At 67.4% G+C, this 26,166-nt stretch carries 28 protein-coding genes; 10 read left to right on the forward strand and 18 right to left on the reverse strand.

Features of this window, described 5'->3' with window-relative positions:
* Positions 1–48 precede the first annotated feature (48 nt).
* Positions 49–534, forward strand: a complete 486-nt coding sequence (locus tag BLQ73_RS27495; RefSeq protein WP_093174981.1) for a peptidoglycan-binding domain-containing protein — start codon at positions 49–51, stop codon at positions 532–534.
* Between the two features lie 82 nt (positions 535–616).
* On the opposite strand, the gene BLQ73_RS27500 is transcribed toward BLQ73_RS27495, so the two are convergent.
* From BLQ73_RS27500 to BLQ73_RS27525, 6 genes are all read right to left on the reverse strand, one after another.
* On the reverse strand, positions 617–1,072 hold the full coding sequence (locus BLQ73_RS27500) for a hypothetical protein (RefSeq protein ID WP_093175039.1): 456 nt from the start codon (positions 1,070–1,072) through the stop codon (positions 617–619).
* Positions 1,073–1,260: 188 nt separating this feature from the next.
* Positions 1,261–1,959, reverse strand: coding sequence for an ABC transporter ATP-binding protein (locus BLQ73_RS27505; RefSeq protein WP_093174984.1), 699 nt, complete (start codon positions 1,957–1,959; stop codon positions 1,261–1,263).
* Complete coding sequence (locus BLQ73_RS27510; RefSeq protein WP_218126041.1) at positions 1,947–2,711, reverse strand: ABC transporter ATP-binding protein; 765 nt, start codon at positions 2,709–2,711, stop codon at positions 1,947–1,949. The genes BLQ73_RS27505 and BLQ73_RS27510 overlap by 13 nt, the downstream gene beginning before the upstream one ends.
* Positions 2,708–4,162: a branched-chain amino acid ABC transporter permease gene (locus BLQ73_RS27515; RefSeq protein ID WP_093174987.1), complete on the reverse strand. Its 1,455-nt coding sequence runs from the start codon at positions 4,160–4,162 to the stop codon at positions 2,708–2,710. The genes BLQ73_RS27510 and BLQ73_RS27515 overlap by 4 nt, the downstream gene beginning before the upstream one ends.
* A 127-nt stretch (positions 4,163–4,289) precedes the next feature.
* The gene (locus BLQ73_RS27520) at positions 4,290–5,201 is read right to left on the reverse strand and encodes a branched-chain amino acid ABC transporter permease (RefSeq protein ID WP_093174989.1); all 912 of its coding nucleotides are present in this window, start codon (positions 5,199–5,201) and stop codon (positions 4,290–4,292) included.
* 3 nt (positions 5,202–5,204) lie between these two features.
* Positions 5,205–6,446, reverse strand: coding sequence for a branched-chain amino acid ABC transporter substrate-binding protein (locus BLQ73_RS27525; RefSeq protein ID WP_218126042.1), 1,242 nt, complete (start codon positions 6,444–6,446; stop codon positions 5,205–5,207).
* Positions 6,447–6,641: 195 nt separating this feature from the next.
* Between BLQ73_RS27525 and BLQ73_RS34330 the strand changes: the two genes are divergently transcribed.
* Together BLQ73_RS34330 and BLQ73_RS34860 are read left to right on the forward strand one after the other, a co-directional pair.
* Complete coding sequence (locus BLQ73_RS34330; protein WP_245691476.1) at positions 6,642–6,812, forward strand: hypothetical protein; 171 nt, start codon at positions 6,642–6,644, stop codon at positions 6,810–6,812.
* Positions 6,736–7,005 (forward strand): aspartate/glutamate racemase family protein, encoded by a 270-nt coding sequence (locus BLQ73_RS34860; protein ID WP_338056662.1) that lies wholly within the window; start codon positions 6,736–6,738, stop codon positions 7,003–7,005. The genes BLQ73_RS34330 and BLQ73_RS34860 overlap by 77 nt, the downstream gene beginning before the upstream one ends.
* 41 nt (positions 7,006–7,046) lie before the next feature.
* Here BLQ73_RS34860 and BLQ73_RS27535 read toward each other — a convergent pair whose 3' ends face one another.
* From BLQ73_RS27535 to BLQ73_RS32865, 5 genes are all read right to left on the reverse strand, one after another.
* Positions 7,047–9,125 (reverse strand): ATP-binding protein, encoded by a 2,079-nt coding sequence (locus BLQ73_RS27535; protein ID WP_176955716.1) that lies wholly within the window; start codon positions 9,123–9,125, stop codon positions 7,047–7,049.
* A gap of 223 nt (positions 9,126–9,348) precedes the next feature.
* Positions 9,349–9,636 (reverse strand): hypothetical protein, encoded by a 288-nt coding sequence (locus tag BLQ73_RS32860; RefSeq protein ID WP_176955717.1) that lies wholly within the window; start codon positions 9,634–9,636, stop codon positions 9,349–9,351.
* A 231-nt stretch (positions 9,637–9,867) separates the two neighbouring features.
* Positions 9,868–10,788: a hypothetical protein gene (locus BLQ73_RS27545; RefSeq protein WP_245691478.1), complete on the reverse strand. Its 921-nt coding sequence runs from the start codon at positions 10,786–10,788 to the stop codon at positions 9,868–9,870.
* Positions 10,789–10,915: 127 nt separating this feature from the next.
* The gene (locus BLQ73_RS27550) at positions 10,916–12,058 is read right to left on the reverse strand and encodes an esterase-like activity of phytase family protein (protein WP_093174999.1); all 1,143 of its coding nucleotides are present in this window, start codon (positions 12,056–12,058) and stop codon (positions 10,916–10,918) included.
* Positions 12,059–12,227: 169 nt separating this feature from the next.
* Complete coding sequence (locus BLQ73_RS32865) at positions 12,228–12,368, reverse strand: hypothetical protein (protein WP_176955718.1); 141 nt, start codon at positions 12,366–12,368, stop codon at positions 12,228–12,230.
* Positions 12,369–12,593: 225 nt separating this feature from the next.
* On the opposite strand from BLQ73_RS32865, the gene BLQ73_RS27555 reads away from it, so the two are divergent.
* On the forward strand, positions 12,594–13,445 hold the full coding sequence (locus tag BLQ73_RS27555) for a DUF72 domain-containing protein (RefSeq protein ID WP_093175002.1): 852 nt from the start codon (positions 12,594–12,596) through the stop codon (positions 13,443–13,445).
* A gap of 65 nt (positions 13,446–13,510) precedes the next feature.
* On the opposite strand, the gene BLQ73_RS27560 is transcribed toward BLQ73_RS27555, so the two are convergent.
* Positions 13,511–13,834: a putative quinol monooxygenase gene (locus BLQ73_RS27560; RefSeq protein ID WP_093175004.1), complete on the reverse strand. Its 324-nt coding sequence runs from the start codon at positions 13,832–13,834 to the stop codon at positions 13,511–13,513.
* A 193-nt stretch (positions 13,835–14,027) separates the two neighbouring features.
* Between BLQ73_RS27560 and BLQ73_RS27565 the strand changes: the two genes are divergently transcribed.
* Positions 14,028–14,657, forward strand: a complete 630-nt coding sequence (locus BLQ73_RS27565; protein ID WP_093175006.1) for an HAD-IA family hydrolase — start codon at positions 14,028–14,030, stop codon at positions 14,655–14,657.
* A 311-nt stretch (positions 14,658–14,968) separates the two neighbouring features.
* Positions 14,969–16,249: an ATP-dependent Clp protease ATP-binding subunit ClpX gene (gene clpX, locus BLQ73_RS27570; RefSeq protein WP_093175009.1), complete on the forward strand. Its 1,281-nt coding sequence runs from the start codon at positions 14,969–14,971 to the stop codon at positions 16,247–16,249.
* Between the two features lie 7 nt (positions 16,250–16,256).
* Here clpX and BLQ73_RS31790 read toward each other — a convergent pair whose 3' ends face one another.
* Positions 16,257–17,009, reverse strand: a complete 753-nt coding sequence (locus tag BLQ73_RS31790; RefSeq protein WP_143020472.1) for a DUF732 domain-containing protein — start codon at positions 17,007–17,009, stop codon at positions 16,257–16,259.
* An 804-nt stretch (positions 17,010–17,813) separates the two neighbouring features.
* On the opposite strand from BLQ73_RS31790, the gene BLQ73_RS27580 reads away from it, so the two are divergent.
* The gene (locus BLQ73_RS27580) at positions 17,814–19,145 is read left to right on the forward strand and encodes an alpha/beta hydrolase (protein ID WP_176955719.1); all 1,332 of its coding nucleotides are present in this window, start codon (positions 17,814–17,816) and stop codon (positions 19,143–19,145) included.
* Here BLQ73_RS27580 and BLQ73_RS27585 read toward each other — a convergent pair.
* Entirely contained in the window at positions 19,142–19,651 is a 510-nt protein-coding gene (locus BLQ73_RS27585; protein ID WP_093175016.1) for a VOC family protein, read from the reverse strand. The two genes, BLQ73_RS27580 and BLQ73_RS27585, sit on opposite strands and share 4 nt — an antisense overlap.
* Positions 19,652–19,726: 75 nt before the next feature.
* Between BLQ73_RS27585 and BLQ73_RS27590 the strand changes: the two genes are divergently transcribed.
* Both BLQ73_RS27590 and BLQ73_RS27595 read left to right on the forward strand, forming a co-directional pair.
* Positions 19,727–20,167 (forward strand): MarR family winged helix-turn-helix transcriptional regulator, encoded by a 441-nt coding sequence (locus BLQ73_RS27590; RefSeq protein WP_093175019.1) that lies wholly within the window; start codon positions 19,727–19,729, stop codon positions 20,165–20,167.
* A 178-nt stretch (positions 20,168–20,345) separates the two neighbouring features.
* A complete protein-coding gene (locus BLQ73_RS27595; protein WP_093175022.1) occupies positions 20,346–20,579 on the forward strand; it encodes a hypothetical protein in 234 nt (77 codons plus the stop codon).
* Positions 20,580–20,722: 143 nt separating this feature from the next.
* Here BLQ73_RS27595 and BLQ73_RS27600 read toward each other — a convergent pair whose 3' ends face one another.
* From BLQ73_RS27600 to BLQ73_RS27615, 4 genes are all read right to left on the reverse strand, one after another.
* Positions 20,723–21,379, reverse strand: coding sequence for a response regulator (locus BLQ73_RS27600; protein WP_093175045.1), 657 nt, complete (start codon positions 21,377–21,379; stop codon positions 20,723–20,725).
* Entirely contained in the window at positions 21,376–22,587 is a 1,212-nt protein-coding gene (locus BLQ73_RS34335; RefSeq protein WP_143020474.1) for a sensor histidine kinase, read from the reverse strand. The genes BLQ73_RS27600 and BLQ73_RS34335 overlap by 4 nt, the downstream gene beginning before the upstream one ends.
* A gap of 159 nt (positions 22,588–22,746) precedes the next feature.
* On the reverse strand, positions 22,747–24,129 hold the full coding sequence (locus BLQ73_RS32870; RefSeq protein WP_093175027.1) for a chymotrypsin family serine protease: 1,383 nt from the start codon (positions 24,127–24,129) through the stop codon (positions 22,747–22,749).
* Between the two features lie 168 nt (positions 24,130–24,297).
* A complete protein-coding gene (locus BLQ73_RS27615) occupies positions 24,298–24,729 on the reverse strand; it encodes a hypothetical protein (RefSeq protein WP_093175031.1) in 432 nt (143 codons plus the stop codon).
* A gap of 449 nt (positions 24,730–25,178) precedes the next feature.
* On the opposite strand from BLQ73_RS27615, the gene BLQ73_RS27620 reads away from it, so the two are divergent.
* A complete protein-coding gene (locus BLQ73_RS27620) occupies positions 25,179–26,159 on the forward strand; it encodes an IS30 family transposase (protein ID WP_093171674.1) in 981 nt (326 codons plus the stop codon).
* Positions 26,160–26,166: the final 7 nt, after the last annotated feature.

Below are 26,166 nucleotides of genomic sequence, written 5' to 3' on the forward strand. Positions count from 1 at the left end.
CAGCCCGCCCTAGGGTCCCCACCACCTCGATCTGAGGAGGTAGACACGATGGCACCGCCATTCAAGCCGCCGCCGCTGAAGTATCCGCCGCCTACCCAGACCCCGGCTGTCAGCCAATGGCAGCAGCAGCTGAGGGCGCGCGGCTGGCACATCACCGTCGATGGTGACTACCAGAGCGAGAGCAAGCGCCTGTGTGCCAACTTCCAGATGGAGCACCGTTTGGACGAAGACGGCGTCGTCGGCCCGGACACCTGGGAGGCCACCTGGGAAGCTCCCAGCACCAAGCCTCAGCCGGCGCCCGACCACACCCTGCAGAAGGGCGATACGAACAACCAATACGTCCGCAAGTGGCAGCGGCAGGTGAACAACCGCGGCTGGCCGGATCTTGAGGTCGACGGTGACTTCGGCCCGCAAACCGAGAAGATCTGCAAGGAACTGCAGCAGTTCAAAGGCCTGCCGGTGACAGGCAAGATCGACCGTCACACGTGGGACGAGGCCTGGCTGGAGAAGGTTCCTGTGGGCGCGGCCATGTGAGCGCGCCGTCCGAATCCCTGGCCGGCGTTCTGTTCAAGGGCGCCGGCCACCGCTCGGGTCCTCTCCCGGTGCACACGTGATCTCAGGTGTCGTAGGTGCCGTCCCAGGGCTCGTAGAAGCCGAGGTTGTCCGGATAGAGCTCGGCATGCCGCACGCCTTCGAAGGTCTCGATGACGAGGCCGAACAGCACGCCGTCGAGTTCGCGATGGAAGGGCCGGATGGCGATGTCTCCGAAGTGGTGGCCGGGAAGAGTGTCGAGCCACTCCTTCAACAGACCGTGGGCGGCGTCGACGGACGCCCGGTAGTCGGCGTCGGTTCCGGTGCGCTCGATGCGGGTGTCGAGGTGGCGGCCTTCGTCGTCGAAGGTGTGCAGGACGGCGTGCCAGTGTTTGTGCGAGCGCCAGTCGTCGGTGTGGGCGTAGCCGTCGGGGAAGACGGCCACGACGGAGCCGAGGAACTGCCCGCCGTCCCAGTGGCCGACCGTGTCGGTGTGAAAATCGGGCTCATAGGCGATGGGGATGACTTCCGGGATCGTCATGCGCGGGATGGTAGTCGGCGGCCACGACAGAAGAGTGGCGGCATGATCGGTGCCCTGCGGGTAATGGTGGTGGACGACCACCCCATGTGGCCTCCGGCGAGCCGGCCCAGTTCGGCGGCCTCGCCGCCGATTTCAAGCCGGCGGCGTCGCACCAAGGAGAGTAGGGTGCTCGTTCAGCCGCGACTCGTTCAGCCGAGATACGCCTCGTGCACGCGGGGGTCGGCGAGCAGTTGGTCTCCGGGGCCGGACAGGGTGGTGCGGCCGAGGTCGATGACGTAGCCCTGGTCGGCCAGGGTGAGCGCGGCCAGAGCGTTCTGCTCGACCATGAGGACCGTCGCGCCCTGCGATCGGAGCACGGCGATGGTCTGCATGATCTGCTGGATCATGATCGGGGACAGGCCCATGGTGGGCTCGTCGAACATGATCAGTTTCGGCCTGGCCATCATGGCTCTGCCGATCGCCAGCATCTGCTGCTCGCCACCGGAGAACAGTCCCGCCCGCTGGGTGCGGCGTTGCCCGAGGACGGGGAAGAGTTCGTAGACACGCGCCATGTCCGCGGCGATGTCGCGATCTTTTCGCAGGTGGGCGCCTAAGAGCAGGTTCTCCTCGACGCTCATGTCGGTGAACAGTCTGCGGCCTTCGGGGCAGTGCGCGATGCCCGCGGCGAGTACGGCGTGCGCCGGCAGGCGGTGGATCGGCCTGCCCCAGAGGAGGATCTCGCCCCGGCGTGGCCGGAGCAGACCGGACACCGTTTTGAGGGTGGTGCTCTTACCTGCGCCGTTGGCGCCGATCAGGCAGACGATCTGCCCCTCCGCGACGGTGAAACTCACCTCCTTGACCGCCTCGATGGCTCCGTACGCGACCGCGAGTCCGTTCACTTCGAGCATTCCGTCGCTCCCAGGTATGCCTCGATGACCCGGGGGTCGGTGCGTACTGTCGCCGGGGGGCCGTCGACCAGCATCCGTCCACGGACCAGCACGTAGACGTGGTCACAGAGGGAGAAGATGAACTTGGTGTCGTGTTCGATCACCACCACGGCGATTCCGCGGTCGCGGATGGCGGTGATGAGGGCGCTGATGTCGGCGGTCTCCGTGCCGTTCATGCCCGCCGTCGGTTCGTCGAGCATGAGCACCGCAGGGTCGCCGGCCAGCGCTCTGGCGATCTCCAGGCGGCGTTGGTCGCCGTACGCGAGGCTGCGCGCCGGCATGTGACCCTCGGGGCCGAGCCCCACGAACTCCAACTCGGCTCGGGCCCGCTCGGTTGCCGCCGCCTCGCTCTTGCGGAAGCCCGGGCCGTGCAGAAGCGCGGCCAGCAGGCCCTGCTTGATCCGGGTGTGCCGGCCGACCAGGACGTTGTCGAGGGCGGACATTCCCGGGAAGAGCCGGATGTTCTGGAAGGTTCTGGCCACCCCGCCGCGCATGGCCTGCGCGGGGTCGGCCGCCAGGGGGCGTCCGTCGAGCAGGATGCGTCCGGAGGTCGGGGCGTACAGGCCGGTGAGGCAGTTGAACAAGGTGGTCTTGCCGGCCCCGTTGGGGCCGATCAGGCCGGTGATGCGGTTGCCGGGTACGGCGAGCGTCACGTCGTCCAGCGCCACGAGACCGCCGAAGGTCATCGAGACGCGCTCGGCCGTCAACGTCATGAGGACACCAACCCCCGGGGTCGGAAGCGCATGATCAGGATGAGTGCGAGGCCGAAGAGCATGAGCCGGTAGTCGCTGAACTCGCGCAGCTTCTCCGGCAGCACGAACAGCAGCGACGCGCCCACGACGGCGCCGGGAACCGTGCCCATCCCGCCGAGGACCACCGCGGCCAGCAAGGTGACGGACTCGCTGAAGTCGAAACTCTCGTATCCGACCGTCCCCAGCTTGTGCGCGAAGACCGCACCGGCCAGACCCGCCATCATGGAGCCCACCAGGAAGGCCAGGATCTTGGCCCGCCCGGTGCGCACCCCCATGGCCCTGGCGACGTCCTCGTCCTCCCTGATCGCCGCCCAGGCCCGGCCGGTACGGCTGTGCCGGAGGTTCACCAGCATGACCATGGCCACGGCCACCATCACCACGGTGACCGCGTAGTAGAGGGAACCCGCGGGGAGAACGCCGAGCGGCTTGTCGAAGGCGTGGCCGAACATGCTGATCGGGGGGATGCCGGGAATGGAGTTGGCGCCGCCGGTGAGCCCGCCGATGTTGTTCTGCGCCGCTCTGAAGAAGATCTCTCCGAACGCGAGGGTCACGATGGCCAGGTAGTCGCCCCGCACGCGCAGGGTGGGCGCGCCGACCACGATGCCGAGGATGCCCGCGGTCGCGGTGCCCGCGAGGGCGGCCACCGGGAAGGGCACCACGTGGGCCAGGTTCGCCGCGGTGAAGGCGCCGATGCCGAGGAAGGCCACATAGCCCAGGTCGAGCAGCCCGGCGAGGCCGACGACGATGTTGAGCCCGATCGCCGTGGCCGCGTAGACGCCGATGGTGGAGGCCACGGTCATCCAGTAGCCCGTGCCCGCGTCGGTGAAGGGCAGCGCCAACGCGCACACCAGCATGACCGAGAAGGCGAAGAACCGGTGTCTGTCGGTCAGGGCGGCGAGCCAGGCCAGGACGCCGTACGCGGACAGCGCGCAGGCCAGGGCCAGGACGAGGCCGCAGAAGGCCAGGAACTCGGCTCCGCCGTACGGGTTGGTGGCTCGGCTCTGGCCGCCCGCGGTCAGTGTCTCCGACACCAGCCACACCAGGGCCGCGAAGGCGACGAGCAGCACCAGCCGGGCCACTGCCGGCCCGGGTGGTTTGAGTTCGGGAGCCGGTGCGGTGAGGCCCGGCCACATCAGCAGCAGGCCGCCGGCCAGGGCGACCGGCCCGCCGATCGACGGCGCTCCGAGGCCGATGAGGAACCCCATGTGGACCAGCGCGATGACGGCCACGCCGATGCCCGCGGGTTTGCGGGCGCGCGAGAGGAGCGCCGCCAGGACGCCCAGCAGCACGAGGTGCAGGCGGAAACCGCTGACCAGGTGCGGAGCGTCGAAGAACTGCAAGGTCGCCCGGTCGGGGTAGGCCCCTCCGGGCAGGACGGTGGAGGCCCAGGGGAGCAGGGCGCCGACCAGCACGAGCGCGACGCCCGCCGCATGGATCCAGGCTGCCCGCCGTGACCGGCGGCTGTGGGCGTGGCGGTCGGCGGTGCCGTACGGCGAAGCGCCGCGTCGGCCGGGTCGTGGAGCCCGGTGTTGCCCGGTTTCACGCGCGCATCCCTTCCGGCCGGCCGAGGAACCCTTGGGGACGGAACATGAGCACCAGGATCAGCAGCACGAAGACCCAGACGTAGTCGTATTGGACCCCACCCCAGACGTATTGACCGGCCAGCGACTTCACCAGGCCGATGCAGAACGCGCCCAGCATGGCGCCGCGGATGCTGCCGATGCCCCCGAGCACCGCGGCTGTGAAGGCGAAGATCCCGTTCTGGAAGCCGATCGCGGTGTCGATCTGCGTGTAGTGGATGCCGTACAGCACGGCCCCCACTCCGGCGAGGCCGGCCCCGATCACGAACGTCGCCAGCGTCACCCGGTTCGGAGAAATGCCCATGAGCCGGGCGGTGTCGGGGTCCTGCGCCGTCGCCCGCATCGCACGGCCGAGCCGCGAGCGCTCCACATAGATGTGCAGCGCCGCGGCCAGCAGCGGTGCGACGGCCAGGGCCAGCACCCCGGTCCACAAGATCGTCACAGGCCCGATGGCGAGGTGGCCCTCGACGAACATCCGCGGAAACGCCAGCGGGGCGGTCGCGCCCGGATAGAAGACCCGGACGACCTCCTGCAGCAGGATCGACACGCCGAGCGCGGTGATCAGGGGGGCCAGGCGGTGCGCGCCGATCAGCGGCCGGTAGGCCAGCCGCTCCATCGCGACGGCGACACCGATGGACACCGCCACCGCCGCGAGGCACATCGCCGGCAGGGCTACATACCAGCGCACATCCTCAGGAAGCACGTATCGGGCGAGGAAGTGGGCACCGAAGGCCCCCACCATGAACACCTCGCCGTGGGCGAAGTTGATCAGCTGGATGATGCCGTAGACCATGGTGTAGCCGAGCGCGATAAGTCCGATCAGCGCGCCCAGCACCAGGCCGTTGACGATCTGTTGGGCCAGGACCGCCACAGGTCACTTCGCCTCGGCCTGGTCGCTCAGCTCGTCCTTCCAAGCACCGGATGTGACCTTGTAGACGGTGAACACCTTGTTGAGGCTGTCGCCGTACTCGTCGAAGCCGACCAGGCCGTTGGCGCCGTCTTCGGCGCGGTATGCCTGGACCTCTTTGATCATCTGGGTGCGCTGCTCCGGCGAGCCCGTCCAATCGGCGCTCACGGTCACCTTGCCAACCCCGGAAATGATCACTTTGGCCGCGTCGTAGGCGAACGAACCGAACCCTCCGTAACCATCGGAGAAGTTCTTCTTCGTGTACGCGTCCACAAACGCCTTGCCGGTCTCCACGCTTTCGATCGGAGCGCCGACCGAGGTGGCGACGTCGCCGTCCTTGCCGCCGAGGGCGATGAACTGCGGGTCGAACAGGCCGTCGGTGCCCGAGATCGGCACGTTGAGGCCGAGGTCCTTGGCCTGCTTGCTGAGCGGGCCCGCCACGTGGTACTCGGAGCCGACGAAGATCGCTTCAGGGCGGGTGGCCTTGACCTTGGTCAGGACGCTGGAGAAATCGTTGTCGTTCTCGTTGATCTTCTCCCGGATGACGATCCGCGCGCCCAGCCGCTCGGCCTCCTTGGCGAACTGCGTCGCGGTGTTCTCACCCACGGCTTTGCCGTCGGTGATGATCGCGATCCGCTTCATACCCTCCTTCTCCACCAGGTAGCGGGCGTTGAACGGACCCTGGAGATCATCGGTGCCCACCACGCGGAAGTAGTTCTCGTAGGGCCGCTTCGGCGCGGTCGCGAACTCCGGCCCTCTCGACAACACCGGGTCGGTGTTACCCGGTGAGATCTCCACCAGCCTGGAAGACGCGATCTTCGGTTGGATCGCCCGCGCCACCCCGGAGTTGTACGGCCCCACCAGCCCCACGACGTTGGAGTCGTCCGCGAACCGCTGGGCCGCCGCCGCGCCCTTGTCCGGGTTCGCCTCGTCGTCCTGCGCGTCCATCTTGAGCTGGTATCCCTTGACCGCGCACTTCTCGTTCGCCTGCTCGACCGCGAGCTGCACCGAGTTGCGGATCCCCAGCCCGATCGCCGAGAGCTTGCCCGACATCGGCGCGATGACGCCGACGACCAGCGTGCCTTTGCTCGTGTCGCACCCTCCGGTGCCGCCCACGGCCTCGGTCTTGTCCGCGCCGCACCCACTGGCCCCCAAGACCACGCCCATGGCCAGCAGCCCGGACAGTGCAGCGGTGCTTTTCCTTCTCAACGGAGAACTCCTTTGTCACCGATTAGTGACGTTTACTTCAGAACGGAGGCAGGCTAGGGCCCCGGATTATCCATCTGGAAGGTCAATCGCTGACCAATCGTCTGTCATGGACCCGCCCATCGGCGGCGGACGAGTGAACAGTTTCTGGTCTCGGAAACGGGCACCGACCCCGCCTAACCTTCCAGCGTGAAGGGAATGAAACGGGGTTCCATGCACACCATCGGTCTGATCGGCGGGTTGAGCCGGGAATCGACGATGATCTATTACCAGGTCATCAATCAGAAAGTGCGTGAGCGGCTCGGCGGCAGCCACTCCGCCAACAGCCTCATCTGGTCGGTCGACTATACGAGACCGTGGAAGACCTGATTTTCGCCGACCGCTGGGAGGAGATGAGCGAGTCCAGCTCATTAGCGATCTCGTCGATAAGGGCGCCGAAGGCGTCATTCTCGGCTGCACCGAGATCGAGCTCCTGGTCAGTGAGAAGGACACCCCCGTCCCGGTGCTGCCGAGCGCTCGGCTGCACGCCGAGGCGGCGGTCGACTTCGCCCTCGCGGGCTGACGGCCGCGTGCGGGTGCGCGCGTGTCGCGCGTGTCGGCGGGTCACTCGCGGCGTGCGGGTTCGGGGGACCGGTCCGCCCCGGCGCCGGCGCCGTACAGCTCGTAGTGCCACAGATCCGCGCAGACGCGCTCGATGCCGGCTGTCAGGTGGCGGCGGTAGGTGGTGAAGGGCAGCCCGAGTTGTTCGGCGGCCAGTTGCTGGGTGGGTGTGCCGCTCAGGAAGGTGACCGACAGGGCTCGGTGGAACTTGACCGAGCGGGGATCTTCGCGCAGGTCGCCGATGGCCTGGCGGAGCAGGTCGTGCAGTGCCGCGGCGGGGTCCCGCCCGTGCCGCCCGCCGCGTTCGGTGACCAGCCTGGTGCGCGTCAGCGGGGACGCGGCCAGCACGTCCATCCGCGAGATCTGGCGCAACGCCTGCCGGACCGCCTCGGTGAACTCCGTCCGCGACAGTACGGCCAGCTCCACGGACGCAGCGCCCGTGTCCGTGGCCTGCGACCGGTTCAGCCGGTTCAGCCGCTCCAGCCACACCTGCGCCGGCATCGCCCGCCAATCGTGGGCGAACAGGCTGTAGGTCGCATCCCCTAGCCGTGGCCTTTCGGCAATGCGGTCCATACCGTAATGACGGAAATGCTCATCTATGGATGGGGTTGAGTCGCGTATCGCTATATACGATCGGGCCATCCGCTCGGTCCGCAAACAATTGCCGACCGTCCGCCAATGAAGCAGCTCAATCGCCGACGCATCACCCCGACAAGAGGGCGCCACCCAGACCCGGGCGACGGCCAGGTGCTCATCGGCGCGCAACGGCGCGGTAGCACGCGCATGGCTCCACACCCCGGCCACGACCGGATCGGCCGCCGACTCCTCCTCACGCGGCTCCGGCAACCGCAACCACGCGCTGAAGGCCACCGGCTCACCGATCCCGTCCTGCCGGTACACGCGAAACGCCTCCGGCTGACGTTCCACCCAGAAAGCAGCGCAGGCCGCCGACGCGTCACCCTCCGCCGCCGCGGCGATCCGCAGCAATGTGCCCACGTCCTCGGGCCGCAGCACGGCCTCCTGGACTTCGGAGATCTTGTACGCGTCGCGGAGACCGATCCCCGCCCCATTGCCGCGATGCAAATGAAGCAGGGCCCCCACCGCGCCGAGCACATCGGGATCCGGGACCGTGCGCACCTTCTCCGTGAGATGCGCGTGAATGCGGTCGCGCATTTCCGCGTGACCCTGCGGATCCCGCCAGCGGAAATCCGCTTCCAGCCACTCCCGCACGACGTCGTGCGGGAACAATCCAAGGCTGTTCGACTCCACGAACGGCAGCCGGCGCAACCACCGGAACACCGTTCCGGCATCCTCCTGCAACACCGCCCGCAGCAGATCCTCCGTCGTCACGTAGGCATGCGCGCAGATCTCCAGGGCGCGCTGGTGCACCGGCGAAGGCACCTCGCCCACCATCCGATCCAGCAGCGTGGCCGTGATCTCCTGTTTCAGCGACGGCCCGTTCGACCTGTCGCACTTCGCGGCTGCCCCCAGCAGCAGCGCCAGGGGATGCCCGCCCGCGAAAGCCTGCAACGGCTCGCGCAGGGCATCCGGCACATCGCAGCAGTCCAGCAATACCCGCGTTTCCTCGGGCGCCAAGGCGGGCAGCGGCATCACCTCCATCGCCCCCGCCCAGCCGGGGTCGGCCTGCCAGTGCATATCCGGCGGAAGGCGCCCCGCGATCACGACCAATGTGCCCAGCGGTATTCCGGGCAGGAAACTCTCCCGCAGCCATCCCTCCAGGCTCCGGATCTGCTCAAAGGCATCTATCAACAGAACCGCGTGCGCGTCACGCAGCGCCGGCTCCGCCTCTACCGCGAACGCAGCGGGCGACAACACCGACCTCGCCCCGTCGATCCTCGTCACCGATCGCCCGGCCGACGCGGCCTCCTGCGCGAACCGTCGCAACAACGCCGACTTCCCGATGCCGCCGGGACCGTGCACGTACAAGACACTGCAGCCCGCGCCGTGCAATGCCGTACGAAAAACGGCCAGCTCCCTCTGGCGTCCGACAAACGCCAGCTCGCGCGCGACCTGCACCCGCCATCCCAGTAAGCCGAATTTGTAGTCGAGTTCCTGTGACATGCTCCTACCAGCCCTTCCGGCACGCTGATCGAGCCTTTTCCCGCGGAAACACCGCTCGTGCGCGTCAAAGCTATGAGACGACCGAAAGCCGTGACGATACCGCCCGCTACCCATTCCGGGTACAGCAGGCTGCACAATGCGAAAGCATTCGGAGTGACGGAATATGAGCAGGCGACAGTGAGTCCGGCGGATATCGGTGCCCCGCGGCCATGCCTATCGTTGATCAGACCTCGGCCGGCTCGCGCGCGCAAACGCCCAGCCCGTACTCGCTGGACGCCCTGACGAGCACCACGTCCCCCAGTGCGAGAAGGTCGGCCGCCCGCCTGACCGCCCCGGCCACATCCTCCACCATGTGGACGGCGACAGCCGGGTTCGACGACTCCGCCTCCCTCGCCATCGCGACCGGATCCCCCGGCAGAGCGTCGAGTACCGTCTGAGCCGACTGCAGCGACACATCATGCTCGGCGGACGGCCCACCCGCCAGTACGGCCACGCGCAGGCGCTTGGTCATGATCGATCAGCCTCCTGTCAGGACACGCGGACATCGCCATAGCGGTACGGCGTTCCCAACCGCAGCCCCCCGGCGTGCCGAGTCTCGGCCCTGAGGCTGATCAATTCCCAGGCCGTTCCTTGTCCACTTCCTGATCAACACCGGAACACGCCAGGCTGAAGGGGGCTGAGAATGGCTGAAGGGGGCGCGCGGCGTGACCACGGCGCGACCACCGCCCCCTGGCTTGTGGCCTTAGAAGTTGCCGGCGTCCGTCGGAATGGGCTCGTTCTGCTCGCGGATGTATTCAAGGAGGTCGGCTTCGTCGATGACCTCGTCGGCCGGCGGGGCGCTGACGACGAGACGGAAACCCCACGCGGTGTAGCGCGTGTCGGTCTGCTTGAGCAGCGGCTCTTTCCCCGCTCCCACGGCGTCGGAGGTGACCAGGCGCTTGAGCAGACCCTTACGGTCGGTCCAGAGCCGCCAAGAGATCTTCCCCGTGGTCTTCGCGGTGATGGGCCGACCCGAGGCCCAGTTGATGAAGGGGCCCTTGAAGACCTTGCTCAGCTCCTTGTAGCTCACGCTACCCCGGTATACGTAACCGCCGGAGACGGGCTTGCTCGTCGAGCGCTTCACCATGGCCTTCACCGCGGACGGGTCGTACACGTCGATCGGCTGCAGACTGGCGTCGCGGGCCATGTCCCGGCCTGAACTCCCCTTGTGCTTGCCCGGGAACCGGACCCACTTCTTACCGTCCGGAACCGGCCCGGGATATCTGTCGGCGCTGTCGTAAAAGCCTTTACCGACGCGGATCACACGGTAGGGGGCTGACCGCTCGGACGGAGGCCGCTCCGCTTTCGGTCCGGAAAGGGTCCACCACGTGAAATCCGTGGCCACCGGCCCCGCCGGGGAGAGCTGGACCTTACCGCTGATCCGGGTTCCGTTTCCGGATGACTTCGACGCGGCGCCGAAGTAGGTACGGCTGGTCTCAGAAATCCGAACGCCGCGCTCGGGTTCGAGTCGCCGCTTCAGCGCGCTTGCCGGATCAGGAGTACCCGCCTGCGCCGCGGCGGGGGCCGCGGCGACCGGCACAGACGCGACCAGTACGGCGACCGCCAGGGCAGCCCGTCGTCTCATGGACCACTCGTCCTTGTTCTTGAGCTTTAAGGCGCTCATGGGGTTGAGGGGAAGGCGAAGCTTAGATGAGATGGTAACGAGTGCATTCCGCCAGAGATAGGGCCGCGCGATTGCCGAGGCGGCCAGGTACGGCGGTGCGCAGCATGCTTGCGGGTGGTCTCCCTGGTCAGCACCCTCGGGCGGCGAAGGCGAGGAACTGGGTGGTCTCGCGCGCGTCGAAGTTGTCGTCGGAGCCGACGACGAGGGTGCATTCGCCGCTGAGAAGGCGGGGGCCGAAGGCGAGGCTTTCGAGATTCTGGGTAGGGGATTCCAGATCGCCGAAGTCGTACACGAGGCGCTTGGACACGGGCTGGTAGGCGTCACCGTTCGCCAGGCCGTCGCGATCCAGGATGTTGGTCGCGCCCCGAAGGTCGAGCTCATACAGCTTGACCTTGTAGCCCACGCCTTGGATGGAGAAGCGCTCCAAGGCAAGAAAACGGTTGTCGTCAATGGCCAGGATCTCTGAAACCCCGCCACCGCCGGAACCGGTCGCAGGGATGGGAGTAGCGGGGAGGGCATCGACGGGGTAGGCGTATTGCGCGCGGATTCGGCCGTTGCGGCCCCAGACGTTGATACGGACGGGAGCGCCGCTCCCGACGGTCGGCCGCGGGCCGTCTTCGAAGCGCGGGCCTTCGACGACGGCGGCGATGGTGGTGGGGGTGAAGGTCAGACCCTCGAAAGCGCCGTTGCGGCGCGGGCCGCGTTCGGTGTCGGTGTTCTTGAGGTTGGTGGGCAGGGGCAGGTCGCGGAGATGTCCGCCGTCGCGGTCGATCCAGCGGACAGCAGGCTGGGAGACCGGGACGGTGGGTTCGGCGGTGTTGGGACGGTCGCCTTCGTCTGCCCAGAGAAGCCGGCGGCTCCATCTGTCGAAGCGGATCGCTTCGGGGTCGGCGCTGTCCGGCAGGCCGACTCCGGGATAGGGGGAGCCGTCGGGGCGCTGAAGCGTTTTGACACCGGTGAGCTGCACTCCGCCGAACGCCCCGGTCCGTCGGTTGATGTCGAGTGTGCCGGTGTAGAACCGGGCGGGGTTGAAGCGCGACCGGTCATCGGAGATGAAATACCAGGTGCCGGTGATCGGGTCGCGGTCGAAGCCGGAGAGTCCACCGACCGTCGTGTCAGCGTACTGCAGTTTGTGGGCCAGACTCTGTTCGCCGAGAAAGCGGGTGACTTGGAAACTACTGGACGCTGCCGTGGCCGGTGTTGCGCCGAGGGTGCCGAAGCCGACTACGGCGGTGAGGGCGACTCTGGTTATTACCTGCCAGCGTGGCATGTATATCCCATCTGGTAAGCGGAGATGAAAGATCGTGGATCACATAAGATCGCGAATCCCACACCATGTCCACCTAAATCGGCGAGTATCCACCTAGATCAGCGAGTAAAGACTCCGCTTCGGCCACGCCGTTCGCTCCCGACGAGATCAGGGCTGTGTGCTCAGTGCTTCAGCGCTCAGGTCGGCCCCCGTCGACTTGGTGCACATGCGTCCATGTGGCGCCGCACTTGCACCGGAGTTCCTCGATCAGGTGTCCGTCGTCGGTGATGGCCAGAGCGTGGCGGAGGCGGACGTGGACATGCATACTCATGGGACCTTCCTGTGGGGGATGGCGAGACCGCGCCGGGGCGTGCGCTGGGCGGGGTGCCCTTGATGGCCCTCACCGGGGTGAACATGGGGGACCCAGATTGGATGATCTTGTTTGCTGGGGGTCATGCTCGCGTTTGTGCAGCTCATAGTACCCGGAGAGGTTTCAGGTCATATGCGGCCTCGACCTAGGTCATGTGCGGCCTCGACCTTTGGATAGCGTCATGGCATGCGGCTTCATGTGGGATGCGCGATGTGGACGCACACGCCGTGGCAGGGGCGGTTCCTGCCCCATCCGCTTGCTCCCGGAGAGAGATTGCGGGCCTATGCCACGTGGTGCAATGCGGTGGAAGGCAACACGACGTTCTATGCCACTCCGACCAGGGACACCGTGGAGTCATGGGCCCGGCAGACGGGGCCGGAATTTCGCTTCGTGGTCAAACTGCCTAAGACAATCACGCATGAGCGCCGTCTGAAGAACGCCGAGGAGGAGCTTCGGTCGTTCCTTGACGTGATGGAACCGCTCGGGCCGCGAATCCATGCGGTGTGGGTGCAGCTTCCGGGGTCGTTCACCCCGAATGACCTCGGCGCTCTGGCGGGCTTTCTCCGTCATGTTCCGCGCTCGTTGAGATGCGCTGTCGAGGTTCGCCACCGCGGGTTCTTCGAGGATGCGCGGTCCGAGGGATTCCTGGAGAGGGTTCTGGGCGCCGTCGGCGCCGAATGGGTCCCGTTCGACACCACGGCGTTCTTCCAGACCCCGCCGACCACGGACGCCGAACGCGATGCGTGGGTGAAGAAGCCTCGGGTGCCGCTCAGGTCGGCGGCGCTCACCGATCGCCCGATCATTCGCTACCTGGGCCGGGATGATTCAGCGCTCACGGTCGAGGGATGGCGGAGGTGGATCGACACGGTCGCCGAATGGTTGCGTGAGGGCCGGTCACCGACCGTGTTCATCCACACCCCCGACAACGGTGACGCGCTACCGCTCGCCCGCCGCTTCCACGACGAGGTGCGGGCTCGGCTGCCCCAGGTCGAGCCGCTGCCCGAACCCATGCCGACCGAGCCGCCGACCTTGTTCTAGTCGACGTTCTCGTCGATGTTCTAGTCGACGTTCTCGTCGACCTCGTTCCAGCGGGCCGGCGGGTGTCAGACGGGGCTGAGTTCGGCCATGCGGGACCAGCCTTCGCCGGGTGCCTCCACATGGATGATCTCGGGGGTTTCGGCGATGGCGGCGGGCATCCAGGCCATGGCGGTGCGGAAGTGTTCGGAGTTGACGTGGGTTTCGCCGTCCGAGGGGGACCTGAATGCTTCGAGCAGGACGAACTGGTTGGGCGTGTCGACGCTCTTGGACCATTCGAAGAAGACGTTGCCCGGCTCCTGGCGAGTGGCCTGGGTGAAGTCCTCGACGAGGGAGAGCCAGTCTGCGCTCCGCTCGGGCCGAACGGTGAATTTGACGGCGATGAAGATCATGGGCCGGGTTCCTTCGTGTCGGGCGGGCACGCCAGACCACGATAGAGGAGAGCGGGCTTCGAGCGTCTGAACTGCGGCGATGGCCGCATTGTGTGGCGTGAGCAGGGGGAGGGCGTCGTTTCCGAGAATGGGGAACTCCCGGAGATTCCCGTTGTCCGTGGATCGGTCCGATGGTCTGTGACAGCATCCGGCTATGGTGATCAGGGCCTTGCTGTTCGATGTCGACGGTGTTCTCTTGGACTCCAGTGCGACACATAGGCGGATCTGGGATGCGTGGTCTGACCTGCGTGGGCTGGATAGAGATGTCGTCTGGGACCTCACTCATGGCCGCCGCCCGGAGGACACCGTGCGGGATGCGGCGCCGGCACTCGACGCGACGGCCGAGCGCAAGGTGCTCAACGCGTTGATGGAAGACGAAGGCGATGCCTTTCCGGCGGCAGGTGGAGCCGCGGAGCTGCTCGGTGCGTTGAGGGAGCATCCGTGGGCGCTGGTGACGTCGGGCAGTTGCGGGCCGGTGCGCAGGCGCTTCGAATTGGCGGATCTGCCGCTGCCGTTGGTTCAGATCTATGGCGAGGACGTCGAGCAGTGTAAGCCGCATCCCGATGGATATCTGAAGGCGGCCCGGCTTCTCGGTATGCCTCCCTCGAACTGTGTGGTGGTCGAGGACGCCCCTCACGGTGTGACGGCGGGCAAGAGGGCGGGGTGCACCGTCGTGGCCCTGGCGACTACTCATTCGGCTGACGATCTGAGGGAGGCGGACCATTGTTTTCCCTCCTTGGAACAGGCTGCGCCGCATCTGCTCGCGATGAGCGGGAAGCTGTGAACGATGGCGACCGGGCGAGGGGAGTGCGAGGCCGTGGGGGGCGCGTTGCCGTACGCTCTGTTCGGGATACTTCGGGCATCTGGATGATATGAACATCTGAACGTGGTTGATCGGCGGTCGGCGTGTCTTGAGCGGAGTCGTCCCCTGCGGGACGTACGAGGTGGGTTCAGGTTGCGTGTTGGGCTGTTTGTGTACCCCTGCCGCGGGTCGACGTGTTGAGATGAAGGTCCACAACAGGAGAAGGTCGTACCGCCAGGCGGAGTTCCGACGTTGGCGGCCGGCACAGGCAACCGGTGAGGGGACGTTTCGGAGTGGCACGCGTTGGCGATGGTGGGGACCTGCTGACATGCACGTTTTGCGGGAAGAGCCAGAAGCAGGTGAAGAAGCTCATTGCCGGCCCACGCCGCATCTGCATCTGCGACGAGTGCGTTGAGCTTTGCAACGAACTTATCGAGGAGGACCGCCAGGCCGCGGGCGGCGGCGGTCTGAGAGATCTGCCTCGACCGCAGGAGATATTCGCATTCCTTGAGCAGTATGTGGTGGGCCAGGAGCGTGCGAAGAAGACTCTCGCCGTGGCGGTGTACAACCATTACAAGCGTGTCCAGGCGGGATCCCGGGCCGGCGGGCGCCATGAGCCGGTGGAACTCGGCAAGTCGAACATCTTGATGATCGGGCCGACCGGAAGCGGAAAGACCTACCTCGCGCAGACCATGGCCCGGATGCTCAACGTTCCGTTCGCCATCGCGGACGCGACGGCACTGACCGAGGCCGGCTACGTGGGGGAGGACGTCGAGAACATCCTGCTGAAGCTCATTCAGGCCGCCGACTACGACGTCAAGAGAGCTCAGACGGGCATCGTCTACATCGACGAGATCGACAAGGTCGCCCGCAAGAGTGAAAACCCCTCGATCACGCGGGATGTGTCCGGCGAGGGGGTTCAGCAGGCTCTCCTGAAGATCCTTGAGGGGACGACCGCGAGCGTTCCTCCCCAAGGGGGCCGCAAGCATCCGCACCAGGATCTGATCCAGATCGACACGAGCAACGTGCTGTTCATCGTGGGAGGAGCGTTCGCCGGTCTGGAGCAGATCATCGAGCAGCGGGCCAGCCGGCAGGGAGTGGGATTCGGCGCCCAACTCCGGAACGCCAAGGAGAGCGGTGACACCCTGGCCGAGGTCATGCCGGAGGACCTGCTGAAATTCGGACTGATCCCCGAGTTCATCGGCAGGCTTCCCGTTGTCTCGACGTTCGAACCGCTGGACCGTACGGCGTTGATGCGCATTCTGACGGAGCCGCGCAACGCATTGATCAAGCAGTATCGGCGGCTGTTCGAGATCGACGGCGTGGAGCTGGAGTTCACCGAGGAGGCGGTCGGGGCGGTTGCCGAACAGGCGTTGCTGCGCCGTACCGGGGCTCGGGCGACACGGGCGATCATGGAAGAGGTGCTGCTCAACGTGATGTACGAGGTGCCGAGTCGAAATGACGTCGCCCGTGTCGTCGTTGATCGCGATACCGTGCTCGGCAACGTCAATCCGACACTGGTGCCGCGGGACCAGCTCGATCTCGACCGTGAACGCCGTGAGAAGTCGGCGTGATGCGCGTCTAACCGATGCCGAGCCGGTTGAGTTTCTCCTGGTGCTGGGGGCACAGGGCGACGACCGCGGCTCCGAAGATGAAACCTGAATCGACGACGGAGAATTCGTCGGTGCCGCTCAGCATGACCTCGCTGACCGGAGTGCCGGAGTCGAGCGCCGTGCACATGGTGCGGCCCATTTCCAGCACCCTGGCGGGTTCGACGTCCTTCAGCGACTGCTGGGACTGAATGGCCATCAGGAAGATCTGCTCGTTTTCGGCGTCGGACCGGTTGCCGGGCACAGGAAGCCGGTCGAGCCCGGGAGCCTCCGCGGTGGGGAGGGGGCGGAGCGGGGTCGGGGTGGCCTGCACGACGGAGGCGGTGCCGACGGTGTTGACGAGGTAGTAGATGGCGCCGCCCAGGAGGAGCACGCCGGCGACGGCCGCGGCGATGATGACGGCCACTAAACCGGTTCTGCGGGCGGGCGGCGGGGGCGGCGGCCAGTAGTGGCCCTGAGGCTGCCATTGCGGGTGAGGCTGCTGCCACCCGGGCTGCGGCCCGTGGCCATACGGGGGCGGCGGGGCGTCACTGAGGGGGCTGCCATAGGCGCCTTGAGGGCTGCCATGGGGGTAGTTGTGGGGGCCGCCGTGGGGGTAGGGCGGTGGCGGGGTGGCGTTGCCGTACGGCGGGTGCGGAGAGTCGTACGGCGGGTGCGGAGGGTTCTGCCGTGCTTGAGCGTCATCGGGGTGCCCCGATGGCGGAGGTGGGTATCCGTCTGTCACGAACTCGAAGATATGCCCCCAGTGCGATCCTTGTCATAACGTGGGGGTGTGTATGTGGTTTTATGGGTGCTTTTTTCTTCGTCGTGTTCTCGTGAAGACCGGCACATCCCGCACCGGGCCCTTTCGTGGGCACAATGCTATTACGTTTTTACGCCTCCGCGGTTTTTCAATCCACGGGGGCGCCCCCAGCCCCAGCTCCACCCTCGATGGAGCTGGGGCCCGTCTTTAATCGGCGGCTAGCCGTTCTGCCTCTTCGTGCAGAGCCCACACCAGGATGAGTTCTAGGCGGAGCTCCGCATCGGTAAGGCCATCGAGGGTTTGCGTCATCGTGGGCCTCCCTGTCTAGTGGGACGCCCCGGGCGCCACATTGGTTCACGCGATACCGGAAGAAATCCACCCCCCTCAGCATGGCCCCCAAAGATGGGCGAACTACTCTAGGTAGTCATTGCATCACAAGGGGGAGTGATGGCTCATAAATCCACGGCTTGGGTCGTGATGGGGGCAGCATTGCTGGTGCTCGCGATGGTGACGTCGGCGTGTGGGCAGCGGGCGGAAACCATTGAAAATACAAGAATGCGCTCGGACGTCACACCGTCCGCCACACCTCCGGCGGGGGGCGCCGAGTCGCTGTCGTCCGCGGTGCCGCCGATGGGGGACGTAGGCGGGAGATTGGGCGGCGGCTCGTCGTCCAGATTGAGGGGAAACGAGACGAAGACGTCCAAGCGGGCGTTGAAACGGCTCTACGGGCAGGCATTGAAATGGGCTCCGTGCCCGCCCCGACAATCCGGCGGGACGAAACCGGATGTGAAAGCGGAATGCACGTGGGTGGAGGTGCCGCTCGACTATGCGAAACCCGAGGGGCGCACGATCAAGCTGTGGGTGGCGCGGGCCAGGGCGACCGATCAGGCGCACCGGATAGGCACGATCTTCTTCAACCCCGGCGGCCCCGGGGCATCGGGCGTCGATTCATTGCTCAACGGACTTCCGGTTTCCGCGGAGGCGGCCAAACGCTATGACGTGGTGGGGTTCGACCCCCGGGGCGTTGGAAAGTCGGCCCCGGTGGCCTGCGGGACAGGGCCTTCGCTTCCGATCAACTCCTGGCCGCGCAACGAGCGTGAGGTTCAACTGCTGGTGCAGGACGCCCGCGGCTTCGGCCGGGAGTGCGAGCGGAAGTCGGGGAAGCTGCTGCCGTACGTCGGGACGGTCAATGTCGCCAAAGACCTGGACGTGCTGCGGGAGGTGGTCGGCGACAAGAAGCTCACCTACCTCGGCCAGTCGTACGGCACGCGTATCGGCGCCTACTACCTTGAGCAGTTCGGAGGGAACACGGCACGGATGGTCCTCGACGGGGTCGACAACCCCGGTGAGAATCCGGTGGCGGGGCGGCTCGGACAGGTCAAGGGGTTCGAGAGCGTCTTCCGCAGCTACCTCGCCTGGTGCGCCAAGCAGTCCAACTGCGCGACGGGAACGGACGTGCAGGCGGGATACGACAAGGTCGTGAAAATGGTCGGCGACCTCCGGGACAACATGCTGCCGGCGCAGAACGAACGCAAGCTCGGCGTGTCGGACGCGATCACCGGCATCATCGCGACGCTCTACAGCCAGAATTCGTGGCCGATTCTCAATCGGGCCCTGGGCAACATGATCCTGGGCGACGGCGTCGTCATGCTCCGGCTGGCCGATCTCTATGTCGGTCGCGACTTCGACACCGGCAGGCCGAAGAACAACTCGGCGGTGGCGGGCGCGGCGGTGGCCTGTGCGGATGACAAGGGGCCGACGAGCCTGACCGAGATCAGGGCCGTGGCGCGAGAGTTCAAGAAGGTTTCGCCGCTGTTCGGGGAGCAGACCGCGTGGAGCCTCCTCGGCTGTGCTGTGTGGCCCTACAAAACAGATCAACGCGCCGAGCCGGTGAGGGCGCCCAATGCGCCGCCGACCGTGATCGTGACGTATTCCCAGGACCCGACGACGCCCATAGCCAACGCACGTATCGTGCACAACGAACTGCCGGGGGCCAGTTTGGTGACCCGTCAGGGCCAGGGGCATGTCGCGTACGGCACGGGCAGTCCATGTGTGGACCGCGCCGTCGACGGCTATCTGATCGGCGGACGGCTGCCCGTGGATCCCACGGTCTGCTAGATCGGGATGGAGACTCCGACTCCACCGCGGGTCTGCCCGCCGTATCTCGCCTTTTCGCGGGCCAGGTCGAGGGGGCGTATGCGGCTTCGGGCGGCGAGCATCTCTTCGGTGATCAGGTCGGCGGGCACGAGCCAGGAGACTTCGAACTCCAGGCCGTCGGGGTCTTTGCCGTACAGCGCTTTGGTGGTCGAGTGGTCGGAGGTTCCGGCGAGTGCGCCGAGTTCGCTGAGTCCGGCGGCGATGCGTTCGAGCTCGTCGAGGGTGTCGACCTCCCAGGCCAGGTGGTAGAGGCCGACGGTGGCGCGTCCGGCCTGGGAGGGGCCGGCCTGCGCGCCGATCTGGAAGAGGCCGAGGTCGTGGTCGTTGGTGGACCCGGACGCCTGGAGGAACGCCGCTCCCGGAAGGGACATCGTGGTGCGGAAACCCAGGGCTTCGCGGTAGAACGCGACGCTGCGGTCGAGGTCGCGGACATAGAGCACGGCGTGGTTGAGCCGCTGGACCGGCATGGGACCTCCCCGGAGTTTGCTTGAACGCTCAAATACTAAGGCAAAGTGATTGAGCGTTCAAGTACACTCGGCTGTGTGACGAGATGGCTGGACCCGGACGAACAGCAGGTGTGGCGTTCCTTCCTGGCCGCTACCCAGCGCGTGCAGGAAGAGCTGGACCGGCAGTTGCAGCGTGATTCGGGCATACCGCACGCCTACTATGTGGTGCTCGCCATGCTGTCGGAGGCGGACGGGCGCACATTGCGCATGAGCGATCTCGCCTCCAAGGTCAACAGCTCGCAGAGCCGCCTGTCCCATGCCTGTGCCCGTCTGGAAGAGCGCGGCTGGGTACGGCGGACGCCGTGCTCGACGGACAAACGCGGCAGCCTCGCCACGCTCACCAATGAAGGATTCGCAGTGTTGGAGGCCGCGGCCCCCGGGCATGTGGAGGCGGTACGGCGGGCATTGTTCGATCCGCTCACCCCCGAGCAGATCCGGCGGCTCGGGGAGATCTGCCTGGCGGTGCGCGACTCATAGCGATGTCCGAGTCGGTGTCCGGGTCGGTCCGGCTCGGTTCGGGTCGATGTCCGGGTGGGTGTCCGGGCGAATGTCCGGCGCGTGCCTCTGCGAAATTGTCGGTGCCGGGCCGTACGGTGTCCCCCGGGGTGAGCCCGCGGCGGGCTCGGGGGGTGCCGTTGTGAAGGGGGCGCGTGACATGAAGGCGTTCGAGGCGGTTCGGGCGGGTCGTCCGGTTGAGCTGGAGCGGGAGGCCAACCTGGCGCTGTTCCGGACGGTTCACGAGGTGGCGGTCCGGTTCGCGGGCCGGCCGGCCCCCGTGGTGTTCGAGGCGCTGTGGCACGCGCTTCCGCCCGCCCCCGGTCTGGAACGGGCGGAGATCCGCAAGATCGCGGAGGAGATCAGCGTGGGGCGCGACCCGTCCGGCCTCTGACCCGCGCGCCGCACCGCCCGACAGGGGTCCCGGCGGGAGGGGAGGACCGCACGGGCGGGCGTCCATGCGTGCCGGGCGGGCGTCACGGGCACTGCGGGCCTTCTCCACGAGGGGCTGACCGGCCGGGAGCGTCTGCTCGCGGGCTAGTCCTTCCCGATCTCGACGAGCCCCGCGTGGGTGGCGAACACCGCGGCCTCCACCCGGGTGCGCAGGCTCAGCTTGGTGAGCAGACTCTGCACGTGGGTCTTGACCGTGCTCTCCTCGACGTGCAGGGCCCGGGCGATCTGCGCGTTGCTGAGGGCGCGTCCGAGCAGCGCCAGGACCTCGCGTTCGCGCGGCGTCAGGCAGGGGGGCAGCTCGGCCCGCGGCGGGCTCGGGATGGCGGCGCGTGCGATGAGTCGCCGTGTCGGCCCGGGGGAGACGAAGCCGTCGCCGCGCGCCACGGCACGGATGCCTTCCAGCAGGGTGGCGGCGCTGTCGTCCTTCAACACGAAGCCCGACGCGCCTGCCTGCAAGACGCCGAAGAGGTATTCGTCATGGTCGAAGGTGGTGAGGGCGAGCACGGCGGGAGCGGGGCTGATCTCCTCGGTGATGCGCCGGGTCGTGGAGACGCCGTCCATGCGCGGCATGCGGATGTCCATGACGACGACCTGCGGGCACAGCCGCCCGGCCAGGTCCATGGCGGCGACCCCGTCGGCGGCCTCCCCGACGACGGTCAGGTCGGGTTCGACGTCCAGCATCATGCGCATGCTCGTGCGGATCAGGTCTTGATCGTCAACGAGGAGGACCGTCACGGTCACCGGGCGCCGCCCGAGATGGGGAGACTCGCCACGACCGTCCAGCCGCCGCCGGGCCGCGGACCCGCCAGGGCCGAGCCGCCGCACAGATTCGCCCGCTCCCGCATACCCGTGATCCCATACCCTCGCCTGGCCGCCCGCGGGCTCCTCGGCGCATCGCCGAAGTCGTCCACCCGGACGCCCAGGCATTCGTCGCCGTAGTCCAGCCGCACGGTCGCTCGCGAGGGCCGGGCGTGCTTGGCCACGTTGGTGAGCGCCTCCCGCAGAATGCGGTAGGCGGCGAGGTCGACGCTCCTGGGAAGCGGACGGGGATGGCCGCTGACGACAACGGCGACCTCGGTGCCCTCACGACGCGCCTGATCGGCCAGGTCGTGGACGTCGCTGATCGACGGGGACGCCATGTCGTCGCTCCCGTCCTGCTCGGCCCGGATCACGCCGAGCATGCCGCGGAGCTCCTGGAGGGCCTCGCCGATCTCCTTGCCCACCTCGGTGAGGGTTTCGGCGGCGTATGCCGTGCGTGAGCCTCCGTGTCCATGGACATGCTCTGCGGCGTTGATCCGCATCGCCGCCGCGCTGAGCCGGCTGGCCACCACGTCGTGCAGGTCGCGGGCGAGCCGCAGGCGTTCGTCGTCGGCCGCGGCCCTGGCGTCCAGCTCGCGCAGCCGTTCGGCCTGGTCGGCACGCTGCGCGTGGGCGGCAGCCAGCAGGTGGCGTTGCCGTACGGCGTCGCCCGCGGCCACGACCAAGGCGATGGTGACGCACAGCATCAGTGCCTGCGCGAGGAAGATCGTGGGTTCGGCCGGCAGCGCGTCGGTCTGCAGCATGACGACAGCCGACTCCAGCACGATGAATCCGATGATGAAGACGATCGCCGCGGCACGCAATCTGGCGCTGCCTTCGGCGATCACGCTGAAGGTGATGACGCAAACGCTCAAAACGCTGACGAACGGTGAGGGGTAATAGCCGAGCCGGGAAAGTCCGACCACCCCCAGATAACCGAGACCCACCACGGTGAGTGCCGCGGCCGGACACGAACGCCGCCAGGTTATGGGGGCGTTCATGGCCACCGCACAGGAGACCGCGACCACGGTCGACGCCGTGTCACCCTCCAGGAAGACCGCCTGCCCCAGTTCGAAGACCACGGCCGCCCCGGCTAAGCCGAAGGCCAAGGCCGCGTCGGAGCGCAGCGAATAGCACGGTTTTCGTGTCATGGAGGTCATTCTGATCATTTCGAATGACCATTGTGATGTGTTCGCGATGTGGCGGTGATTCCGTGCGCCGAACGGCATTGCTGAATCGGCGAAGTGGCGAGAACGGCAGGCGCCGCCCGCTGCGAAACAGCGGGCGGCGCCCAGAAGGGAGACTGGCTATCAGCCCGTCACGATGTTTCCTCCGTGAACCGCGAAGATCCGATCGAGGGGGATGTAGAGGCCGACGTTAGAACAGCGGCGCGAGGCCGTACCGGCGGTTTGAGCGCCGATGCAGCGGCGTACGAGGCGTTGGTCCCACACCGCCGCGGCGACCATGATGCCGTTGGCGACGGCGTAGTGGCCGTTTCCGATGGTGAGGACCGGACCGCCGCTGTCGCCTTCACCCCAGACGGCGGTGTTGCGGGTGCTGCTGACGCGCACGGCGTCTTCGATCCACCCCGTTCCCCTGACGTTTTCACGGACGCCGACCGCGTCGATCCTGATGCCGCATATCCCGCCGGACAGACCGCCGGACGTGCACACCTGGTTGCCGACGTAGCTGCGCCCGTAGTCGCGTACGGGCCACGTGCTCCGCGTGTTCTCATCGCCTATGTAGACATGCCCTTGAAAGAACCGCGGATTTCCGCCGGACGACCTGAGCGTCGCGATGTCGCGGGCCGCGTCCCGGGAACCCAGAGAGGCGAACCATCCCCCTCTGGGGGAAAGGGCGGCGTCGGTGCTCTGGGGAAGGCAGTGCGCGCTCGTCAGGTTCCTGGCCTCGCCGTTCGCCGCCCACACCGCGAAGCCGGTCGAGCAGTAGCCGCCTGTCCGGGAATTGATGTAACGCGCGCCGGCGAACGCCTGCTCGGTGATTCTGCTGTCCGCTGACACCTCGGGAACCGGGTTCTCCGGAACGGAGTCGCCGGCGGCCTTCTGGTCGACCACGGTGACGGCCACTCCGCCCGCCAGCGACTCGACCGTGCCCTGCACGGCCGCGGCGGCGACCGTGCCCGCCCCCGCCTCCCGGTCGACGCCGACGGTGATGCCGGCGCCGTCGGGGTCGGGGCTGACCGACACCACGGAAGCCCCGTCGAGCTGCGGTTTGTCCGCGACCGCGTCGCGGGCCGTCAGGAGGCGGCGCACGGTGTACGGCGCCTGCTTCGTCGTCACGGTGACACCGGCGTCCTGCGACGCCGCCGTGTGGACGGAGGCGGGGACGTCTCCGTGCCAGTAGAGCGTGATGCCCGCCTTCTCCGGGTCGGTGATGAGCCCGGCATACCCGGAATCTCCGGTGATCTTGTCACGGGCGGCGATGATGGCGTCCGCGACACCGGTCACGCGGTTCTGCTTGGCCCAGAAATCGGCGCTGGGATTGTGCTGACCGGCGATCTGCGGCGCGGGTCCGGCGGTGGGTTCGGCCGGGGTCGGGGCAGCCGGGGTCGGGGCAGCCGGTGTCGGGGCGCCCGGGGTCGGGGTGGCCGTGGCGCCCGCGGAGGGACCGGCGAGCACGGCGGACGCGGCGACGGCCAGAATGGCCGCACCGGTGGTGAGAGCACGTCGCATCTGGTGTTGCGCCTCTCTGTGCGTGGCGTCCGCGCACCCTTCGACGGCGCACCTTGTGAGGGGCCGTTTCCGAGGGCGCGCCTTTCGCGGGGGCGCGCGGACGCGATATCGCGAGGAATTGAGGGGGTCAACGCGACCGGCACGTGCGGCCGGCGGCTTTCTGAACGGTCACTCGCCCTTGTGGGTGGAAACAATGCGGTACTGGCCCGACGGGTAGTCATAGGTCCAGTAGGCGGTCCAGTACTCACCCTGTGCGGGGATGCCGGTGTCGTAGGACTGTCCGTACGACGCCCACTGCCACGTCTTGTAAGCCCACTTGTCGTGCTTGAGGGGGTCGTGCGTGTAGAGAGCGACCCAGTCCCACTTGTTGATGAGGTCGCTTGACCAGTTGATGACGACGGTATTGCCGTTGTAGCTGATCCAGCTGCGCGGTACGGCTGCCGCCTGCTGCGCGTCCGGCTGCACGGCCTGCTCGGAGGCCGGCGGAAGCGGCGGCGGAGCCGGGACGGTGGACGCGCCGGCGGACGTGGGGAACGCGAATGCTCCGGCGACGAGGCAGCCGAGCACGGCTGTCTTGCCGAGGCGGGAGAGCAGTGACATGAGGATCCACCTTCCGTGGTGCCGCGTGAACGTCGTGGCGTGCGGCGATGGGCATTGGGATCCGGTCGACGAAACCGGTCGTGCTTCGCGTGCCGCTGGACGGGCGACCGGGGCCGCCCGTCCGGCGGGCCGGTGAGTGTCCCCCGGCGGGAACTGAGATTAGGTTTCGCCGACCGTCGGCCACCTCGGCAGAGTGGGGGATCTTTCCCTCCCCAATTCGGGGGAGGCCGGGCGGTGTCCGGTCGGGGTGGCCGAGGTCGCGGACGAAGCCCTGCCGGGGCCGAGCCGTAGGAGCCGAGCGACGAGTGCCGCCTGGCGCAGGCCGGGACGAGGTGCCCGTCCACCTGGACAGCCTGCCCTCAACCGGTCGTAGCAATCGAGGTTCTCCTGGTGTAGCCCTATTCGGCGTGTGATCGTCGGGGGGAGATTCCGTGGGGGCGGTGCGCCAGATGCTGACAATGCAGGATCGGGAGGAGATATCACGTGGTATCGCCGAGAACCTGACCGGGAAGGAGATAGCGGCACGGATCGGGCGATGCCCGAGCGTGATCTCACGGGAGATCTCCCGTCACGGCGGCAGGCGGAGATACCGCGCCACCCGTGCGGAACAGGCGGCCGGCCGGGCCAGGCGACGCCCGAAACCCCGCAGGCTCGACGCCGATCCGGTGCTGCGGCTCATCGTCACCGGCCTGCTCGAACGGGGCTGGTCTCCGGAGGCCATCGCGTACCGCTTGCCGATCGACCACCCCTGCCGCCAGGCTGTACGCGTGTCGCACGAGGCCGTCTACTCCTGGATCTACGCGCTGCCGGTCGGCGTCATGCGGGCCGAGGGCATCGCCCTGCGCTCCGGCCGCACCCGCCGCAGGCCCGCCCGCGGCCGGGTTCCCCGCGCGCCGCGGATCACCGGGATGCGGTTCATCGACGAGCGGCCCGCCGACGCCGCCGGCCGGGCCGTCCCCGGGCATTGGGAAGGGGATCTCGTGGTCGGCCGCAACTGCGCCTCGGCCGTGTCCACGCTGGTCGAGCGCACTTCCCGGTATCTGATCCTCGTGCCGTTGGCATCCCGGGACTCGGCGACGGTCACCGCGTCGGTGGCCGAGCGGATCAAGGGGCTGCCCGCGGCGTTGCGCCGGACCCTGACCTGGGACTGCGGGGCGGAGATGGCCCGTCACGCCGCTCTTTCGGTCGCCGCGGATATCGAGGTGTACTTCGCCCATCCGCATTCCCCTTGGGAGCGCGGGACGAACGAGAACACGAACCGGTGGCTTCGTGAGTATTTCCCCAAAGGGACCACGATCACCAGCGACCCGGGGTATCTCCAGGCCGTCGCCGACGAGCTCAACGACCGTCCGCGGCGTATCCTGGGATGGCGTAAGCCGAATGAAGTGTTCGCCGAGCTACTGACCAGCGGAATTGCTTCCACCAGTTGAGGGCAGG

This window comes from Sinosporangium album, from assembly GCF_900100605.1.
In the GTDB taxonomy this organism is placed as follows: Bacteria; Actinomycetota; Actinomycetes; order Streptosporangiales; family Streptosporangiaceae; genus Sinosporangium; species Sinosporangium album.

Bases quoted from the DNA above. Each gene is read 5' to 3' on its own strand.
- BLQ73_RS27495 (WP_093174981.1), top strand. From the start codon at position 49: ATGGCACCGCCATTCAAGCCGCCGCCGCTGAAGTATCCGCCGCCTACC.
- BLQ73_RS32870 (WP_093175027.1), bottom strand. From the start codon at position 24,129: ATGCGACGTGCTCTCACCACCGGTGCGGCCATTCTGGCCGTCGCCGCG.
- BLQ73_RS27560 (WP_093175004.1), bottom strand. From the start codon at position 13,834: ATGATCTTCATCGCCGTCAAATTCACCGTTCGGCCCGAGCGGAGCGCA.
- BLQ73_RS27615 (WP_093175031.1), bottom strand. From the start codon at position 24,729: ATGTCACTGCTCTCCCGCCTCGGCAAGACAGCCGTGCTCGGCTGCCTC.
- BLQ73_RS27550 (WP_093174999.1), bottom strand. From the start codon at position 12,058: ATGCCACGCTGGCAGGTAATAACCAGAGTCGCCCTCACCGCCGTAGTC.
- BLQ73_RS27535 (WP_176955716.1), bottom strand. From the start codon at position 9,125: ATGTCACAGGAACTCGACTACAAATTCGGCTTACTGGGATGGCGGGTG.
- BLQ73_RS34335 (WP_143020474.1), bottom strand. From the start codon at position 22,587: ATGACACGAAAACCGTGCTATTCGCTGCGCTCCGACGCGGCCTTGGCC.
- BLQ73_RS27505 (WP_093174984.1), bottom strand. From the start codon at position 1,959: ATGCTCGAAGTGAACGGACTCGCGGTCGCGTACGGAGCCATCGAGGCG.
- BLQ73_RS27585 (WP_093175016.1), bottom strand. From the start codon at position 19,651: ATGCCGGTCCAGCGGCTCAACCACGCCGTGCTCTATGTCCGCGACCTC.
- BLQ73_RS27500 (WP_093175039.1), bottom strand. From the start codon at position 1,072: ATGACGATCCCGGAAGTCATCCCCATCGCCTATGAGCCCGATTTTCAC.
- BLQ73_RS32865 (WP_176955718.1), bottom strand. From the start codon at position 12,368: ATGAGTATGCATGTCCACGTCCGCCTCCGCCACGCTCTGGCCATCACC.
- BLQ73_RS27620 (WP_093171674.1), top strand. From the start codon at position 25,179: ATGCTGACAATGCAGGATCGGGAGGAGATATCACGTGGTATCGCCGAG.
- BLQ73_RS34330 (WP_245691476.1), top strand. From the start codon at position 6,642: ATGAAACGGGGTTCCATGCACACCATCGGTCTGATCGGCGGGTTGAGC.
- BLQ73_RS27595 (WP_093175022.1), top strand. From the start codon at position 20,346: ATGAAGGCGTTCGAGGCGGTTCGGGCGGGTCGTCCGGTTGAGCTGGAG.
- BLQ73_RS27555 (WP_093175002.1), top strand. From the start codon at position 12,594: ATGCGGCTTCATGTGGGATGCGCGATGTGGACGCACACGCCGTGGCAG.
- BLQ73_RS27565 (WP_093175006.1), top strand. From the start codon at position 14,028: ATGGTGATCAGGGCCTTGCTGTTCGATGTCGACGGTGTTCTCTTGGAC.
- BLQ73_RS27545 (WP_245691478.1), bottom strand. From the start codon at position 10,788: ATGAGCGCCTTAAAGCTCAAGAACAAGGACGAGTGGTCCATGAGACGA.
- BLQ73_RS27510 (WP_218126041.1), bottom strand. From the start codon at position 2,711: ATGACGTTGACGGCCGAGCGCGTCTCGATGACCTTCGGCGGTCTCGTG.
- BLQ73_RS32860 (WP_176955717.1), bottom strand. From the start codon at position 9,636: ATGACCAAGCGCCTGCGCGTGGCCGTACTGGCGGGTGGGCCGTCCGCC.